The following is a 14,483-nucleotide window of genomic DNA, read 5'->3' on the forward strand; positions in this document are numbered from 1 at the left end:
TAAGTGTTGTTGTTTTGCATGATTTACTAGCGATAAATGAGAATGGATTGATATGAAAACTAGCAGGCCAGCAAGGAAAATCACTAAGAATTACAGGAGTTTAACTGGGGTTCACAACAATGTCGGCAATCCTCACTATAGTGATTTTGAGTCAAGTTTAGAGCGTGATTTTTTTCTGTTGCTAGAATTTGACAGAGAAGTTCAGCAATACAAGGCACAGCCACTGACAATTGTGTTTGAAAATAGCGGTGGTGAAACGAAGGAATTTACCCCAGATGCCTTGGTCACAACCAAGAATCCAGACAAAGGAATCGTTGAGCATACTTTGTATGAAGTTAAGTACAGAGAGCAGCTTAAAGATTCATGGTCAGAGTTTAAACCCAGATTTAAGGCGGCAATCCGTTTTGCCAAACTGCATGGCTGGAAGTTCAAGATCATTACCGAAAAAGAAATCCGTACACCCTATCTGGACAATATTACATTTCTTAAGCCACACTTTAGAGAGACAAGATTTAGCCCCAGAGCATTTCAGATACTCGAATATTTGGCAGAAGTTGGAGAGTCAACTCCAAGACAGATAATTGAGTCCATGTCGAGCCATAAAATGACACAGGCTGAGCTCTTATTCGCTGTTTGGCAGTTAGTAGCGCGACAGTACATTCTTGCAGATTTAACAGTCACCCTAACAATGAATTCAAGGATTAAGGTAGCAAAAATATGGGAAGGTTACGTTCACGAAGAGTAACGCTCAATCTTGATGTTGGAGCTGAGGTTTATTTAGGCGCTAAGAAGCACCTCATTGTGAATCACATTGATATGAAAGAGGTATGTGTTCGAGGTGTTGAAGATAATCAGCTCAAGATAGTAAAAATTAAGGATCTAACGGATGAGAAGTCGGAAGATAGCTCTAGAACAAGAGAAGATCTATTAATTATAGATGATAAACACTGGAAAGACGTTCAGCGTAAGTATTTAGCAATTAAAGATCTGATAAAAACTCCAAAATACCAAAGAGACACAGAGCAGATCGAGGAAGTTGCAAAGGAAAGTGGTGTTAACAAGTCCACAATATACCGATGGCTATCTGATTATGAAAGATATGGCTCAATGACTTCATTATCCCGAATGACACGTCGAGACAAAGGGACAAGAAAACTTCAACCTGAAGTAGAAGAAGTCATTCAAAATGTCATTGAAGAACTGTACCTCACTAGGGAAAGGAAAACCCAACAAGAGGTATGTTTAGAGGTAAGGAGAAGGTGCAAGCGAAAAAACTTAACATTACCTAATCACAATACGGTCATTGCTAGGATAAAAGTGATACCTCATCAAGTTAGAGCAAAAGCTCGATATGGTAAGAAAGGTATTGAAAAGCATCAGCCTGTAAGGGGGCACTTTCATGAAAATGGCGCTCCCCTATCCCTGGTCCAAATAGACCACACACCCTTGGATATTATCCTTGTTGATGACATTGATAGAAAACCTATTGGTAAGCCCTGGATTACTCTTGCTATTGATGTTGCAACACGAATGGTTGCTGGGTTTTATGTAGGCTTTGAGCCGCCGAGCGCTATGTCCGTGGGGTTGTGCCTTTCTAGTGCTATGTTATCTAAAGATATATTGCTGGCTAAGCATGACATTGACGCTGAGTGGCCCGTTTGGGGGAAAATCCAAACAGTGCACGCAGATAACGCAAAAGAGTTCCGTGGCGATATGGTGCGCAGAGCGTGTCAGAACTATGGTATTGATTTGGAATGGCGTGCTGTAGGAAAGACAAACTGGGGCGGTCATATTGAGAGGTATCTTGGCACCTTGTTAACGAAGATCCACGGTATGAAAGGAACGACCTTCAGTAATACACAGGAGCGTGGTGATTACCCTTCTGAAAAAGAGGCCATTTTCTCTTTGAAGGAGTTTGAGAAAATACTGCTTATCAAAATAGTCGAAGAGTACCACCAAACCATTCATTCGGAGATAAAAACAACGCCCTATGATAAATGGATGAGAGGGATATTTGGTGACGATGACCAAAAAGGCGTTGGGCTACCACGAAAGATTGAAGATGAGGAGCGCTTCAGAATAGATTTCATGCCCTACAAAGAACGAACCGTTCAATCTTATGGCATTGTAATTGACGAGGTGCATTACTATTCAGATGTGTTGAGACGTTGGATTAACTGTAAAGATCCTAAAAACAGTAGAGTCAAAAGAAAATTTATCGTACGAAGAGATCCAAGAGATATCAGTTATATCTATTTCTTAGATCCAGAGCTTAATCGGTACTTTAAAGTTCCATACCGCGACACACGTCGACCTGCTATCAGTATTTGGGAGTTAAGAGAGTGTCAGCGATATCTTAAAGAGCAAGGGGAAAAGGCATATGATGAAGAAAAGATTTTCTTGGCTCATGAGAAGCTAAAGGAAATAGAAGAAAACTCCCGCAGTAAAACGATAAAGGCGAGAAAGCGTAATGCCATTAGGCAAAAGGTATTGCAAGACAGGATTGAAGAAGTTATTCCACAACCAGAAAATACTGAGACGGAATTGGATGATGAGTTGTTTGAAGACATTCAACCTTTTGATGATATTGACACATTTGGGAAGAGTTGATGAATATTGAGGATGTTAAAAAACTCGGTGCTGAGGAGCGGATTCATCATATACAAAGTGGTCGATGGATTGGCTATGAGCGTGCTAAGAATTTGATTGCTTACTTTAATGAGCTCTTAAATCATCCCAAGGTCTCTCGAATGCCAAACGCTTTATTGGTCGGAGACACCAATAATGGGAAGACCATGGTTTTAGATACTTTTGTGAAGCAGCACCCAGCAAGAGAAGGTGATGACGGAGAGAGTGTCTATGCTCCCGTCCTTGCCATAGAGGCACCAGCAAAACCAGATGTTGATGAGTTTTACTGCTCTATCTTAGAGAAAGTGTTTGCGCCTTATAAGCCAAATGACCGAGTTTCAAAGAAAAAATTTCAGGTCTATGGGCTGCTAGAAGAACTCAAGGTTAGAGTCCTGGTGATTGATGAGATCCATAATGTGGTTGCAGGTAGTGAGAAAAATAAGAAACAGTTTCTGAATGTGATTAAAGGTCTAGGGAATCATTTGAAAATACCAATCATTGCAGCAGGAACCGCTGAGGCATTTAATGCAATTCAGTCGGATGATCAGCTGGCTAATCGGTTCAACCCTTGCTTGTTACCTAAATGGAAGTTGGATAAAGATTATTTAAGGCTGTTGGCTAGTTTTGAAGCAACGCTTCCATTGCGTAAGGCATCCAAACTTGCTACTAAGCAAATGGCTACCAAGATACTTTCCTTGAGTGAAGGGTCGATAGGAGAAATAAGCACGGTTCTGACTCGAGCCGCGATTGATAGTATTCAGTCCGAAGAAGAGCATATTACGTTGGAATCGTTGAATAGAATTAGTTATATACCTCCCTCTGAGCGAAGGAGAATGAGGATGGATGTCTAAGCACTCGGGACGATTATTACCCGTTCATCCCAACCCATTACCAGATGAATTGTTATCTTCTTGGGTGTATCGCTTAGCAATGAGTAACTTTCAAAAAATTCGGTCATTTACACAACTATTGTTAGACAAGCGATCATTTTGGGCTCGAGATATGGATCGAATTGCGACCAATGAGATTTTAAGCACTATCGCTATTAGAGCAGGGAAACCCTTCAAAGACATTAAGCAAACCACGCTTAGGGGGTATGAAAGTATTGTTTATGAGGAGTTTGGGGAAGGTGCGATAACGAAAGGAGTATTAGCGGTCGGTATGTACCATAGGGTGCACAAACGGTTTGGGCAGATGTATTGCCCTAAATGTCTAGCGGAGTCACCTCCCTATTATCGAAAAATATGGAGGGTGGCTTTCGTTACAGGCTGTTATAAGCATCAATGCCATTTAGAAGACAGGTGCCCCAAATGTCAAATGCCGATATCGTTTAACCGTTGCGACAATGTGGATAGAGTATTTCCTTCTGCGCTCACCATAAATCACTGCCATAACTGTGAGTATGACTTATCAAAAACGTCTGTCAGAAAATTAAATGCTTATGATGCTCATGCAGTCGGCGTTGTAACTCGCGCAATTAATAATGGATGGGTCGATATTGGTATCAATCGTATTGTTTATTCACACTTATATTTTAAAGCCCTTAGGAAGATAATCTATATCCTGGCATCTAGTAAATATGGCGGTAAATTAAGGCAGTATTTTAGACAGCGGGATCATTTTAAAGTAAGAGAAAAACCCTTAGGTGAACTCGAAAAGCAATCGTTGAAAGCAAGGAGCGTGTTCGTTAACCCTAGCGTATGGTTATTAAGTGATTGGCCATACCGATTAATTCAGGTATTTGAAGATGCTGGCATTGAGCGGCTTCCATTACATATTATAAATGAGCGCACCCTTCCGTACTTTCTTGATCGAGTACTCAAAGTTGAGTTTGTTAAACAGCCGTACACCCCATCGTATGAAGAGTTCATTTCGGTTGAAGCCTATTTAAAGAAAATAGGCATAAAAGTTAACAATGCTAATATATCTGGAATACTAGGCATCCCAAGTCAGACCCATCTTTATAATGAGTACAGGAAAAGGGCTAGCCAGCCGCCTCGCGAACCTTCTTGAAAATACGCTCAGCTAAGGTTTGCGGACTCTCTAAAGCCTTCTTGGTATGAAGACCTCTTACATAGGCGTACTGACGGTTAATAATGTCATGCCACCTCGTCATTCTAGCAAATCCTAGCTCCCGAAAGAGCGATGTTAAGTCAATATGGTCAATATAACTGTAACTTTGATTATAGAAGATAATCATAGGCATTTTGTCACTTACTTGCCGTCTTTGGATTTCCGTCAGATAAACAACCTTGCCTTTATAGTTACATTCAAATATGACGAACTGCCTATTATTGGCCCAAAAATTATCACTTGGAAAAAGATTAAAGTACTCATTATGAATGGTAAAACTCTTACAGCCTGCCACAGGAATAGCGTTGGCAGTAAAAGAAAACTTTTGTGCACTGATTTTAACAGCCTCAATAATTTGATTTAGCCTTATTGTAATTTCTGGAGGTGATGTTTTAGAGTCTACAGGAGCGTTTTGGGATTTGCCGCTGGTACCTTTGCCTGAAGACTCGCCTTTCTTTGCTTCTCCTTTCTTTGGCGGTTTGTTGCCATCATAGTAGTACTTAGTAGCCTCCTTCTTTTTATTTTCAGGCTTCTTTCCGCGAATATGTGTAAAACGATCTTGAAATAATAGAATCTGGCTCTTAAGAAAATCATTGTCAGGTTCTTCATTGTCGTTTGTATTACCCTGACGTTTGCCGCCCCTTTTCTTTCGGCGAGGGTTGTAAGGCTTAGTACCTTTGCCTTCTTCGTCTTCTGGGCCATCAGTGGGCCAAGTAATTGTAATATTGTCGAAGGGAAAACTATGTGAGCATTGAACAAGGTTAAGGGCTAAATAATGACCGTTTTGGAGGTTGACTCCTCTAGTGATTAAGGTGGTTCTTCCTTTAAATGGGAAAGTGGTCTCGGGTAGCAGTAAGTCACTGTTTGTGTGAGAAATCATTAACGAATTGTAGACTCTAACCGCTGAGGAGAATGCTTCCTTTGAGCAAGCCATTCTTGAAGCCATCCATACATCCATTAAGTTAGCCCCTTGTGAAGCAAAGGCATGGAAAATATTTTCTTCAGGAAGATAAGACGATTTCTCCCAGTCAATACCAGCTGTTTTGCTCTTTATCTCATCACTAAACAGGCATCGGTTCATATAAGAAGACGAGGAGAAGTAAAACCGTATTAGCTCCAGCATGGGAATAAGTACAGTAGTATCATCAGTCGCTGTAACCTTTATCAGTTTAGACTGCTGCGAATACGGTAGTCGGTATAGATATGGAGGAATATAATATCGGCCTTTAGTTATTTCGCTCCCTGCCGATATGGTGGAGGTATTCGAATTAATATCTAGAGTGAATATTCTTTTGCTTGATACAGGTGGCTGGTAGAATTTCTGATCTTTAATGATAGAACCTATCTCAAGATGATGTAAATAGGATGCACCCACCCGAACTTTTTTCTTAGAAGACTCATCAATGATTTGCACTGAGTATGAGTTTCTATTTGGACGATAATGACATCGACTAATTTCAAGCTCGATGAAGGGATTGCTCGGCATATTTTGGTTTTTATACAGTGAGCCTAGATAGTCAATTCTCCATAGACCCTCTTTAGGAAAAGCACTCAAAGGGAGCAGTTCATTATCATCACTCATGGGAGTAGTCCTTTTACAAACTCTGTGGCTCCAGGAATAGTTAAAACTAAATAAATACCAATGATGGATCCGAGTAAGACGTAAATGATGGTTTTAATGTAGTTCTTAAAGAAAGACGGGGCTTTATGAGATGTATGGTATACAGCATCATCTGATTTAATATGATTGAGTTCATGATGAAGTCCGTCGTTACGCTGTTGGAGCCGTTGTTGTCGTTCACTCTCAGCTTTTTTTCTCATGTCGAAGTCGATACACTGTTCTTTCAAGTATTGTCCCAGTTTTGTCGGAGTAGCAACATATTTGTCAGCCACCATATCTGCGTGAGATACATCAAAAGAATGCCCAATAGCGGTTATGATCGGAGTTGATAAGTTGGTAATCGTTGAAACCAGATCTATGTGGTTAAATACTTCAAGGTGATCCCCACCTCCACGAACAATAGCTAATAAATCATAACCTTCGGAGTCTGCTTTTGTGAGCTCAGAAATAATCCCATGAGGATCACTTAGGTTTGTATTTTGAATAGTGATCTCAACGATTTCATCGACACCCGCTAAACCACTTTCCACATCCGATATGATACTCGATTGAAGCCCTGTAATAATATGAAGTTTGATAGGAGTGCTTTGCTCAAGTTTGTGTAGCACAAGCGAGGGTATGCTTTTATAGCCCAGCTTGTATTTCCGAGCCAATAAGTCAGATAACGTTGATTGCTCTAGGTCTAACGCTTTTCCGCTAACGATTTCTTTGACAACGAAACTAAAGTTAACTGCGACTTTGGTTTTAACCGAACGTTGAAAATAACCGTTAAGTTCGTATTGTGCGTTGTTCTGGAGTCTTGGAAAGTCTTTTTCGTGAACTTTTATAGTAAGGTAGAGCTTACTATCATTCTCGTATAGCTTGCAGTAAATATAACCACCGTATACACCGTAATTCTCAGGCTTTTCATAAATCCCTTTAACGGTAATTGTTTCTCTATCAAATGGTGTGGTTAAGTGGTTTCGTAAGTTTTCAGCTATTAATTCGGGTGTCAATGTTTCCATACGTTATTTAATATTTAATATTTAATGGATAACAGTACTGTTATCGTGTTGGGAAATAAAAGCCCTACCAGTAACTCTTAGACATAATATTTATGCGTTGTATTTGGTTAAGATAGGTACTGTAGAGCACGTGTAAGTCGTAAGTCTCAAAGTGCCACAAGGCGAACCCTGTTGTAACATCATCTTGATGAGAGTCTGGTGGCAAACTAATCTTTTGAAATAATATCTCTGGGCTATCATCGAACTGTAGATTAAAGGGAAGCTGCCCAGACCAACCTTTTGCATCTAAGTCTCCAGCACGATATAGCTTAATTGCGCCGAATGTAGGTGTTTTTAACTCGTCTTGTAAGAAAAACTCAAAACCATAGTTAAGATAATCAATGGAATGCTCACCTTCATCCAGCGCTTTAATGTCACCAGGAATATCAAACCCATCAAAGGCTGATAATACGTCAGAGTGATCTACGGTGCTTCCTAACGCATCAATAATTGCATTGAGTTCTAGGGTGGTTGATGACAACTCACTACTTTTTCTTAGTTCGCACACAATATCGACAATTTTCTCATAGCTTTCATCGTATGACACCACAAGTTCACACTGGGGTAGTGACCACACATCTCGTAGGTAAGAACGTCTAGATTCTTCGTAATTGGAAAGTTTTTGCCTAACGTCTCTTTGAGTATCATTCCATTGAAGGGAGAATGGCAGAGTATCTTGATAAGCTAAAATATCGTCAGACTCACTATAGAAAACAACGCCCGTCAATATCAGAGGTCCTTGCCCCCACAAGTGTTCATCCTCATTGTCGAAATAGGGTTTATCACAGAACGTGAGCTCGATGCCATGGTTACGACATGGCAGCCACGTATAAAACTGATAATCTTCAATATCATCCGAATCAAGGTAAGGCCTTCGTCGAATACCAAACTTATCGTAAACCGACTCTAATTCTGGGCTTAACGCCTCTTTTCCCAGTAATTGAATTACTTGCTCAAACTGCATAGAAGCTCCCTGATGTTTTAGTCTTTAAAGCCATAAAGGCCTTTTTCCTTTGCCTGTTCATAAGGGTAGCAGGTTAAAGTAATTAAACTAATATTTGTCTTATCATCAGAGTAATCTACAGCAACACGATATGTATCTTTCTCCCAAAACTCGGAGTTGAAAAAATCGTCGAAGTTACCTGGATCACCCCAAATATCAATAACTTCATCCCTAGAAGAGTTGAGAGAGACTTTATCGAACAAGTGTCCATCGAACACTTTGTTATCTTCAGGTGAGTTGAACAAGAGAATACCTGTTAGTATTAAGTCACCATCACCAAACTCCTGATACTCTAGCTCTTTAACCATTGCTTCATCATCAAAAATAAACTCTATGCCGTGCTTGGGTAGTGTCGCGTAAGTTGTAGGTTCGTCATAACTTGATAGAGCAACAGGCTGTTTGTAGCCCATAGTCTCCAGTACAGTCTTCACATTTGGATCGTTGCTGGTCTTGCCTAATAATGTCACTAAACTATTGGCATCTATCATTACTTAACACCTTTAATCGTTTTCATTAAGAAAGTATCAAAATCTTTGTTAGTCATATTCAGTATCTGTTTGGCAGCAGCTTTATAAGCCTCGCGGCAACCGCCGTCCGCATCGTACTCATCAATCTGCTTAAGCATTGTTTCTGTATCTCGTTTAGCTGCTCCAGCTAAATTACCTGCATCCTGTATTACCCTTTTTGCCGAATTTCGTCCACCATAGGTTGGGCTGACCTGCTGATGGGCTTTTCTAGGTATTGCAATCGCGTCTGCGGCGTTTTCAATAGCTTTAGCTTGCTCAGAGCTTAACCGTTTACCACGTTTAGCAAGTATCATTTCAGCTCTTTTCTTCAAAGCAGCTTTTGAAGGAACGTGGTCTCTGTCAAACTTACCACCTCCTGTTTTCTTCTTTAAGTTCTTATAGCTATTTTTTTCACCGCACTTGAGTTTTTTCTTACTACCTTTCTTTTTCTTCCCATCGCCTTTAACCTGATCTTGGCTCTTTTTGCTCTTAGGCGGCACCGCATCCGCAGCTTTGCCATTCGCGGCATTTTGGGCATTCTTTTTGTTCTTCTTTAAATTAGCAGCCGCTTCTTGTAACTGTTTTTTGGCATCAGCCAGCTTTTGCATCGCAGCTTTCTTGGCGGCTCGGGCTTTCTCCAGCTTGCGCGCCAGATTGATGCCGCGCCTGGCAACAATACCGCCTTTAAAGGGCTTAGCCACCAAATCTCCGATATACGGAAAAGCTGACACCCCATCCAGAATGGCTTCACCGTAATTACCCCGACTCCATGAGATACCAGCATTCACCAAGTCAGAAGCAGGTGTTGGGTCAATGAGCCCTGTGGCGCCAAGGGCTGCTTGAGCGGTGTCGAGCTGGGCTTCTTGCTCCAGTCGTGCCATTTCAGCGTTGGCTGCATCCAGCTCGGCCTGCGCTGCGCGTTGTGAGCTTAGGGCATCTTCCACATCAGGATTAGCGATGATTTCATTATCGTAATTAAAATCATCAAGACTGTCAGGCTTATAGTCATACGTCCCGAACTCTGGGTTGTACTCCAACCCGTCAATGCCCATGGGGTTGTTATTGCTGCTGAACAAGTTATTGCTTCCTAACGGGTTTTGAAAGGCATCATCAGGCAGCTGGCTATCCATAGCCTTAAGCTCTTCATTGGTACCGTTTTGATACCGCAGTGATTCTTTATTGTTTTGTGTATCCTCGGCATCGTAAGTGAAGGCTTTGATTTCGCCATTCTCACCAACATAAGCCATGGCCGTGACTTTGATGTAAACGGCTTTGCCCATGACATTGCCGCCGCCTTTTGGGCTGGAGCAGTTCATTTCAAACAAACTGTCGTGACGAATCACCCAACCGCCCTCGACACGGAAGGTGCTACTGTACATGGCTTTTGGCACACAATAGCCCTTATTCACGCCTGACTTGACGCCGCCGAGCTTACCAGGCTCGTTGCCCACCACTTTGGTGATGTGGCTGTTGGTGGTAAAAACCTTCTTTCCCGTAAAGAATACGGTTTTCGTCACGCCGTCAGCGTCTTGAAAGCTGCCGATAGGAAAGTACGGCAAGGGTGGCGTTGAGCTACCCACAGGCGTTTTACAAAAGTCGGGCGCTAGGGGTGTAACCTTAGCATCACCTATCTGGCGACCTGCTTCCTTACCCATGGTGCGCTCCTTGCGGTTTATTCGATGATGGACTTTGCTCCGCCATCTCTACCAAACGCGCTTCAATATGCTCAATCTCGTCATCCATACGGAAGGTCGCCCGCCAGGTCAGATGCGCCCGTAAGTTTTCAGGGTCGAGAATTAAGGTGTCCAGATAAGCTCGCGTGACGACCGCTTTATTGATACGCGCCCCTATCATCAAACCTGGCAGCTGCGTCTTAATGGTACGGTACTGTGGATGAAGGTTAATCAGGGTAATAGGTTCGTTACCCCGTAACATGCCTGGATAGATTAAGTCAGGGTGGGCACCGTTATAGAAACTAAAATCAAAATCATAAGGCAAACTCGGATGCTCGTGCTGTAACCACTCATCATCGGTAGTACCCACCAGCTCACGCCTCGGTAGCCAGCCTTTACCAATAAAGCCAAAGCCTTCAGGACGGTAATGCTTGCCGAACTCTTGAACAGGCTCTTCAATGGATTCTATTTGTGGTGCTTGAATGCTCTGATATTCAAATTTACCAAAGCCCGCAAAGCCCATGCCCACAGGGTTCTGCTCATAGTAGGTCGCTTTATCGCCTGCGCCCCAGCTGCCGCCGTAGGCGTATTCATAGCGTAGTGGCACACTTAAGGCTGGCTCAGGGCGTGACAGTGACCAGCCTAGACCTCGCTTTCGCCAATGGCGCTCGCCATAAACGGCCAAAGCCTTTTGATGCTCACCAACGACCACACGCGTTCCCCATGACTCCATGGGATGGCCGCCTGGGGCGTAACTGTGTCCCGTAACCACAATATCGCTACGCGGTTTAAACGGCACCACGTCGCTTTCATACAAGATGCTCGCAGCATCGTCATCGTCGTGATACCTGTCGGCTGTCACCAGTTCGTCTTGAAACTGACAGGGCTTCATCACCTCGTTCGGCTGGTATTCGAAAGTGCCTTTGAACACAATAATGTGAACAGCCTTATCCGCATGGTCGATGTTACTAAAAAAGAATGGCGGAAAAGGCGTGACGTTAATAAACTCCATGCCTTGTCCTTAAGGGTTCACATCCACAACTTTACCCGTGAGCGTGACGTTCTTGTCACCGTTAATGTTAATTTTGTTGCCACTGATAACAATCTCGCCATTTTTCTTGAGCGTAATCGAGGCTTCGCCTGTGGCAAACTGGATTTCATCACCAGCAACAATGGTCACTTTCTTACCCACGCGGACGTCTTTCATCAAGCCCACTTGCTCAGAGCTGGATAAGCCCACCGATTCGTTTTTAGCCGCGCCAACAGTGATTTGATACGCTGCACCAATACTGAGAGCTTTAGCCAAGGTGATCGTTTCAGCTTTATTCATACCAACGGTGATGGTTTCGTTTTTACCAACATTCTCGGTACGACTCTTACCAATCTCGATGGATTGCTCTTTAGCAACGGTAATCGACTCATTGCCACCCACTGATTCCGTTCTATCGGCACCAATATCAATGGTTTCATTCTTGCCGACCGTTTCTTTGCGGTTATTGCCGATGGTGATGGTTTCGTTGTTATCCACGGTTTCAGTACGATCGTGCTTCACATGAACCGTTTCATCGTTGCCAATGGTTTTGGTGCGGTTATTCAGAACATCGCGACTCTCGTCATTCTTAACCAAGGTGTCCATGTTCTTCTCGGCCTGCACCGAGTACTGCTCTTGGCCTTTTTTATCCTCAAAGCGAATGCCGTTGTAGTTATCGGCACCGCCACCTGGCGTGGAGCGAGACATCCAACCGCTTTGAGTTTTGTTATTAGGTAAAGAGTAAGGCGGCATCGAGTTGGCGTTATAAACCCTTCCTGTGATAATCGGTCTGTCTGGATCGCCATCTTCAAATTCCACCAAGACTTCCTGACCAATACGCGGGATGTTCATGCCACCAAAGCCCGTGCCTGCCCACTGGTGTGAGACACGCACCCAGCAGGAGCTGTTTTCGTCTTTTTGGCCTTCGCGATCCCAATGGAACTGGACTTTAACGCGACCATATTCATCGGTGTAGATTTCTTCACCCGCGGGCCCCGTGACTATGGCGCTCTGCAAGCCTTGAATCGACGGTTTTGGTTGGCGACGCTCGGGGCGATACTGCACCGTTTTAGGAATACAAGTGAACTGATTGCTGATTTCTTGCTTCGGCTCGTCGTTGTTTAAGTAGCTATCGTCCGAGGCCTCGTAGGTCATGGCCGTAATCAGGAAACCTTTGCCGATTTCAGTCGGATCTTCATGGATTTTAAGGTTGAAGGTACCGCCGACCATCAGCTCTCGGCAAGTGCTGTGCGCTGTGACTTGTTGATGGAACTGCTCTTGCTCTTCCATACGGGCTTTAATTTCCTGCTCGCCAAGCCCCGAATCGTAATACTCACCTGGGTAATCATAAACCTCATAGGTCTCGCACCCTGGGAAACCACTTTTGCCCTGATTGCTCACCTCAAGCGGATCATCAGGGCTCTCAAAATTGAAACCACGAGCCGAATATACACCTCTTGGGAACACCACGTCACTTTGCCATTCGCTAATATACTCTTCATTCAAGCTGCCGTAGCTTTGCGACACGATGGCTTGCGGACAAGTGGGATAGCTCGACTTATTATCGGCTAACACCAATGTGTGTTTACCTTGCTCGTGAATAAAGTAATAGTAAATCCCCGCTTCTTCCAACAAGCGATGAATGAAAGCTAAGTCACTTTCTTTGTATTGAACGCAATAGGGATGCGGTGAATAGCTACCGACCGTCTGGTTCTTAAAGGCGACTTCATGCTCACCCAATACCTGCTGCACGATATCCAGCAACGACTGCTCTTGGAATATGCGTAAATTGACCCGCTGACCCAGGAACCAAATTTTAGGAACTATGATAAGGCGGTAACGATACAAGGACTCTGAAGCTCGGCCTAAGTTACTCAACCGAGCCACATAGCCATTAAAATAGCGGACGCCACCATGATTCAGCTCATACCCAAAGTCTATGGATTGCCCAACCAAGTCTTGTGCTGGCAGGCCTGGCTCTTCAGACAAACAGGTTAAGGTAAACTCAAAAGGGTTAGACAAGCTGTCTTGACCATGAATATCGGTCATTAAGAGCGTATTATCGCCCAACGGAGAGTGGATCTGTAAGAGACGGTTTCCCTGTGTGTAGCGTTCAAGTAAGCCCATATCTGTTCCCTAGACGGATGCAAATCAATAGTTGCTGAGTATTCTAATAGATATATTTTAAAATCCATTATATATATCAGATGATATTTAAGATATGTGACGTTTATCACATTAAAGGTGCTTGGGCTGCAAGGGATGGCGAATCAAATTCCGTATCAAAACGCAAGGAAGGCAGCCCAAGCCCGCGTATTGTATATAAGGCCGATAACTGCTCCTACCAGAGATAACTATAATCATTGTAAGAAATCTCGTAAGATTTTGAGTTAGTGTGATGTGGAGTTGATCAATTAAGGTGGTTGTGAGCAAATCTAGTCAGACTGTTAGGCATATATAGATATTAGTAGTAAGCCTGTGACGGATTAAAGATCATTTGCCACTAGCCACAAATTAATCTAACCAGAATAACTTATTCAAATAACGCTATTTCTCAAGTAACGGAGCTGTACTTCTCAATAGACTTGTAATCTTACAAGCATGCTCTTCAGATCCATCCCACACATCATGAAGAGTTTCCATCAAAAGAGATATTTGATCTTTGCCTCCAACAAAATCTTCAACCTCTATAGATAAAAATTTACAAACTATTGCAAGATTTTTTGAATAAGTTTTAAAGCGACCTTTTTGAAATCTCCAGATCTGAGTACGATCAACACCAGTTTTTTTTGATAGCGAATCTATACTTATCCCTTGATTTCTAAGGGTTTCATTGATTGAAAACTGTATCCTAAATGCTGATACTTGATCTATTTTCATACGAATAAATACAATACATTTTTTTG

Annotated in this window: 12 protein-coding genes; 4 read left to right on the forward strand and 8 right to left on the reverse strand. The window is 42.8% G+C overall.

Annotated features, from left to right (window positions below):
• Positions 1–52: 52 nt before the first annotated feature.
• Genes H7708_RS07250 through H7708_RS07265 form a run of 4 tightly spaced genes read left to right on the forward strand, consistent with a single transcriptional unit; the run spans position 53 to position 4,641 of the window.
• Positions 53–745 (forward strand): TnsA endonuclease N-terminal domain-containing protein, encoded by a 693-nt coding sequence (locus tag H7708_RS07250; protein ID WP_223669837.1) that lies wholly within the window; start codon positions 53–55, stop codon positions 743–745.
• Complete coding sequence (locus H7708_RS07255; RefSeq protein WP_223669838.1) at positions 718–2,610, forward strand: Mu transposase C-terminal domain-containing protein; 1,893 nt, start codon at positions 718–720, stop codon at positions 2,608–2,610. The genes H7708_RS07250 and H7708_RS07255 overlap by 28 nt, the downstream gene beginning before the upstream one ends.
• On the forward strand, positions 2,610–3,479 hold the full coding sequence (locus H7708_RS07260; RefSeq protein WP_223669839.1) for a TniB family NTP-binding protein: 870 nt from the start codon (positions 2,610–2,612) through the stop codon (positions 3,477–3,479). Before H7708_RS07255 ends, H7708_RS07260 begins: the two co-directional genes overlap by 1 nt.
• Positions 3,472–4,641, forward strand: coding sequence for a TniQ family protein (locus H7708_RS07265; RefSeq protein WP_223669840.1), 1,170 nt, complete (start codon positions 3,472–3,474; stop codon positions 4,639–4,641). The genes H7708_RS07260 and H7708_RS07265 overlap by 8 nt, the downstream gene beginning before the upstream one ends.
• Here H7708_RS07265 and H7708_RS07270 read toward each other — a convergent pair.
• The 8 genes from H7708_RS07270 to H7708_RS07305 form a co-directional block, all read right to left on the reverse strand.
• Complete coding sequence (locus H7708_RS07270) at positions 4,613–6,283, reverse strand: hypothetical protein (RefSeq protein ID WP_223669841.1); 1,671 nt, start codon at positions 6,281–6,283, stop codon at positions 4,613–4,615. The two genes, H7708_RS07265 and H7708_RS07270, sit on opposite strands and share 29 nt — an antisense overlap.
• Positions 6,280–7,326: an exodeoxyribonuclease VII large subunit gene (locus H7708_RS07275; protein WP_223669842.1), complete on the reverse strand. Its 1,047-nt coding sequence runs from the start codon at positions 7,324–7,326 to the stop codon at positions 6,280–6,282. The genes H7708_RS07270 and H7708_RS07275 overlap by 4 nt, the downstream gene beginning before the upstream one ends.
• A gap of 64 nt (positions 7,327–7,390) precedes the next feature.
• Positions 7,391–8,329 (reverse strand): hypothetical protein, encoded by a 939-nt coding sequence (locus tag H7708_RS07280; protein ID WP_223669843.1) that lies wholly within the window; start codon positions 8,327–8,329, stop codon positions 7,391–7,393.
• Between the two features lie 17 nt (positions 8,330–8,346).
• Complete coding sequence (locus H7708_RS07285; RefSeq protein ID WP_223669844.1) at positions 8,347–8,856, reverse strand: hypothetical protein; 510 nt, start codon at positions 8,854–8,856, stop codon at positions 8,347–8,349.
• Positions 8,856–10,529 (reverse strand): PAAR-like domain-containing protein, encoded by a 1,674-nt coding sequence (locus H7708_RS07290; protein ID WP_223669845.1) that lies wholly within the window; start codon positions 10,527–10,529, stop codon positions 8,856–8,858. Before H7708_RS07290 ends, H7708_RS07285 begins: the two co-directional genes overlap by 1 nt.
• On the reverse strand, positions 10,522–11,559 hold the full coding sequence (locus tag H7708_RS07295) for a DUF2169 family type VI secretion system accessory protein (RefSeq protein ID WP_223669846.1): 1,038 nt from the start codon (positions 11,557–11,559) through the stop codon (positions 10,522–10,524). The genes H7708_RS07290 and H7708_RS07295 overlap by 8 nt, the downstream gene beginning before the upstream one ends.
• Positions 11,560–11,568: 9 nt before the next feature.
• A complete protein-coding gene (locus H7708_RS07300; protein ID WP_223669847.1) occupies positions 11,569–13,704 on the reverse strand; it encodes a type VI secretion system Vgr family protein in 2,136 nt (711 codons plus the stop codon).
• A 420-nt stretch (positions 13,705–14,124) separates the two neighbouring features.
• On the reverse strand, positions 14,125–14,457 hold the full coding sequence (locus H7708_RS07305) for a helix-turn-helix domain-containing protein (RefSeq protein WP_223669848.1): 333 nt from the start codon (positions 14,455–14,457) through the stop codon (positions 14,125–14,127).
• Between the last annotated feature and the right edge of the window lie 26 nt (positions 14,458–14,483).

Source organism: Kangiella shandongensis, assembly GCF_020005365.1.
GTDB classification, from domain to species: Bacteria; Pseudomonadota; Gammaproteobacteria; order Enterobacterales; family Kangiellaceae; genus Kangiella; species Kangiella shandongensis.

What these genes read in the sequence shown, in the direction of transcription:
- H7708_RS07250 (WP_223669837.1), top strand. Translation starts at nt 53, where the DNA reads ATGAAAACTAGCAGGCCAGCAAGGAAAATCACTAAGAATTACAGGAGT.
- H7708_RS07255 (WP_223669838.1), top strand. Translation starts at nt 718, where the DNA reads ATGGGAAGGTTACGTTCACGAAGAGTAACGCTCAATCTTGATGTTGGA.
- H7708_RS07260 (WP_223669839.1), top strand. Translation starts at nt 2,610, where the DNA reads ATGAATATTGAGGATGTTAAAAAACTCGGTGCTGAGGAGCGGATTCAT.
- H7708_RS07265 (WP_223669840.1), top strand. Translation starts at nt 3,472, where the DNA reads ATGTCTAAGCACTCGGGACGATTATTACCCGTTCATCCCAACCCATTA.
- H7708_RS07270 (WP_223669841.1), bottom strand. Translation starts at nt 6,283, where the DNA reads ATGAGTGATGATAATGAACTGCTCCCTTTGAGTGCTTTTCCTAAAGAG.
- H7708_RS07275 (WP_223669842.1), bottom strand. Translation starts at nt 7,326, where the DNA reads ATGGAAACATTGACACCCGAATTAATAGCTGAAAACTTACGAAACCAC.
- H7708_RS07280 (WP_223669843.1), bottom strand. Translation starts at nt 8,329, where the DNA reads ATGCAGTTTGAGCAAGTAATTCAATTACTGGGAAAAGAGGCGTTAAGC.
- H7708_RS07285 (WP_223669844.1), bottom strand. Translation starts at nt 8,856, where the DNA reads ATGATAGATGCCAATAGTTTAGTGACATTATTAGGCAAGACCAGCAAC.
- H7708_RS07290 (WP_223669845.1), bottom strand. Translation starts at nt 10,529, where the DNA reads ATGGGTAAGGAAGCAGGTCGCCAGATAGGTGATGCTAAGGTTACACCC.
- H7708_RS07295 (WP_223669846.1), bottom strand. Translation starts at nt 11,559, where the DNA reads ATGGAGTTTATTAACGTCACGCCTTTTCCGCCATTCTTTTTTAGTAAC.
- H7708_RS07300 (WP_223669847.1), bottom strand. Translation starts at nt 13,704, where the DNA reads ATGGGCTTACTTGAACGCTACACACAGGGAAACCGTCTCTTACAGATC.
- H7708_RS07305 (WP_223669848.1), bottom strand. Translation starts at nt 14,457, where the DNA reads ATGAAAATAGATCAAGTATCAGCATTTAGGATACAGTTTTCAATCAAT.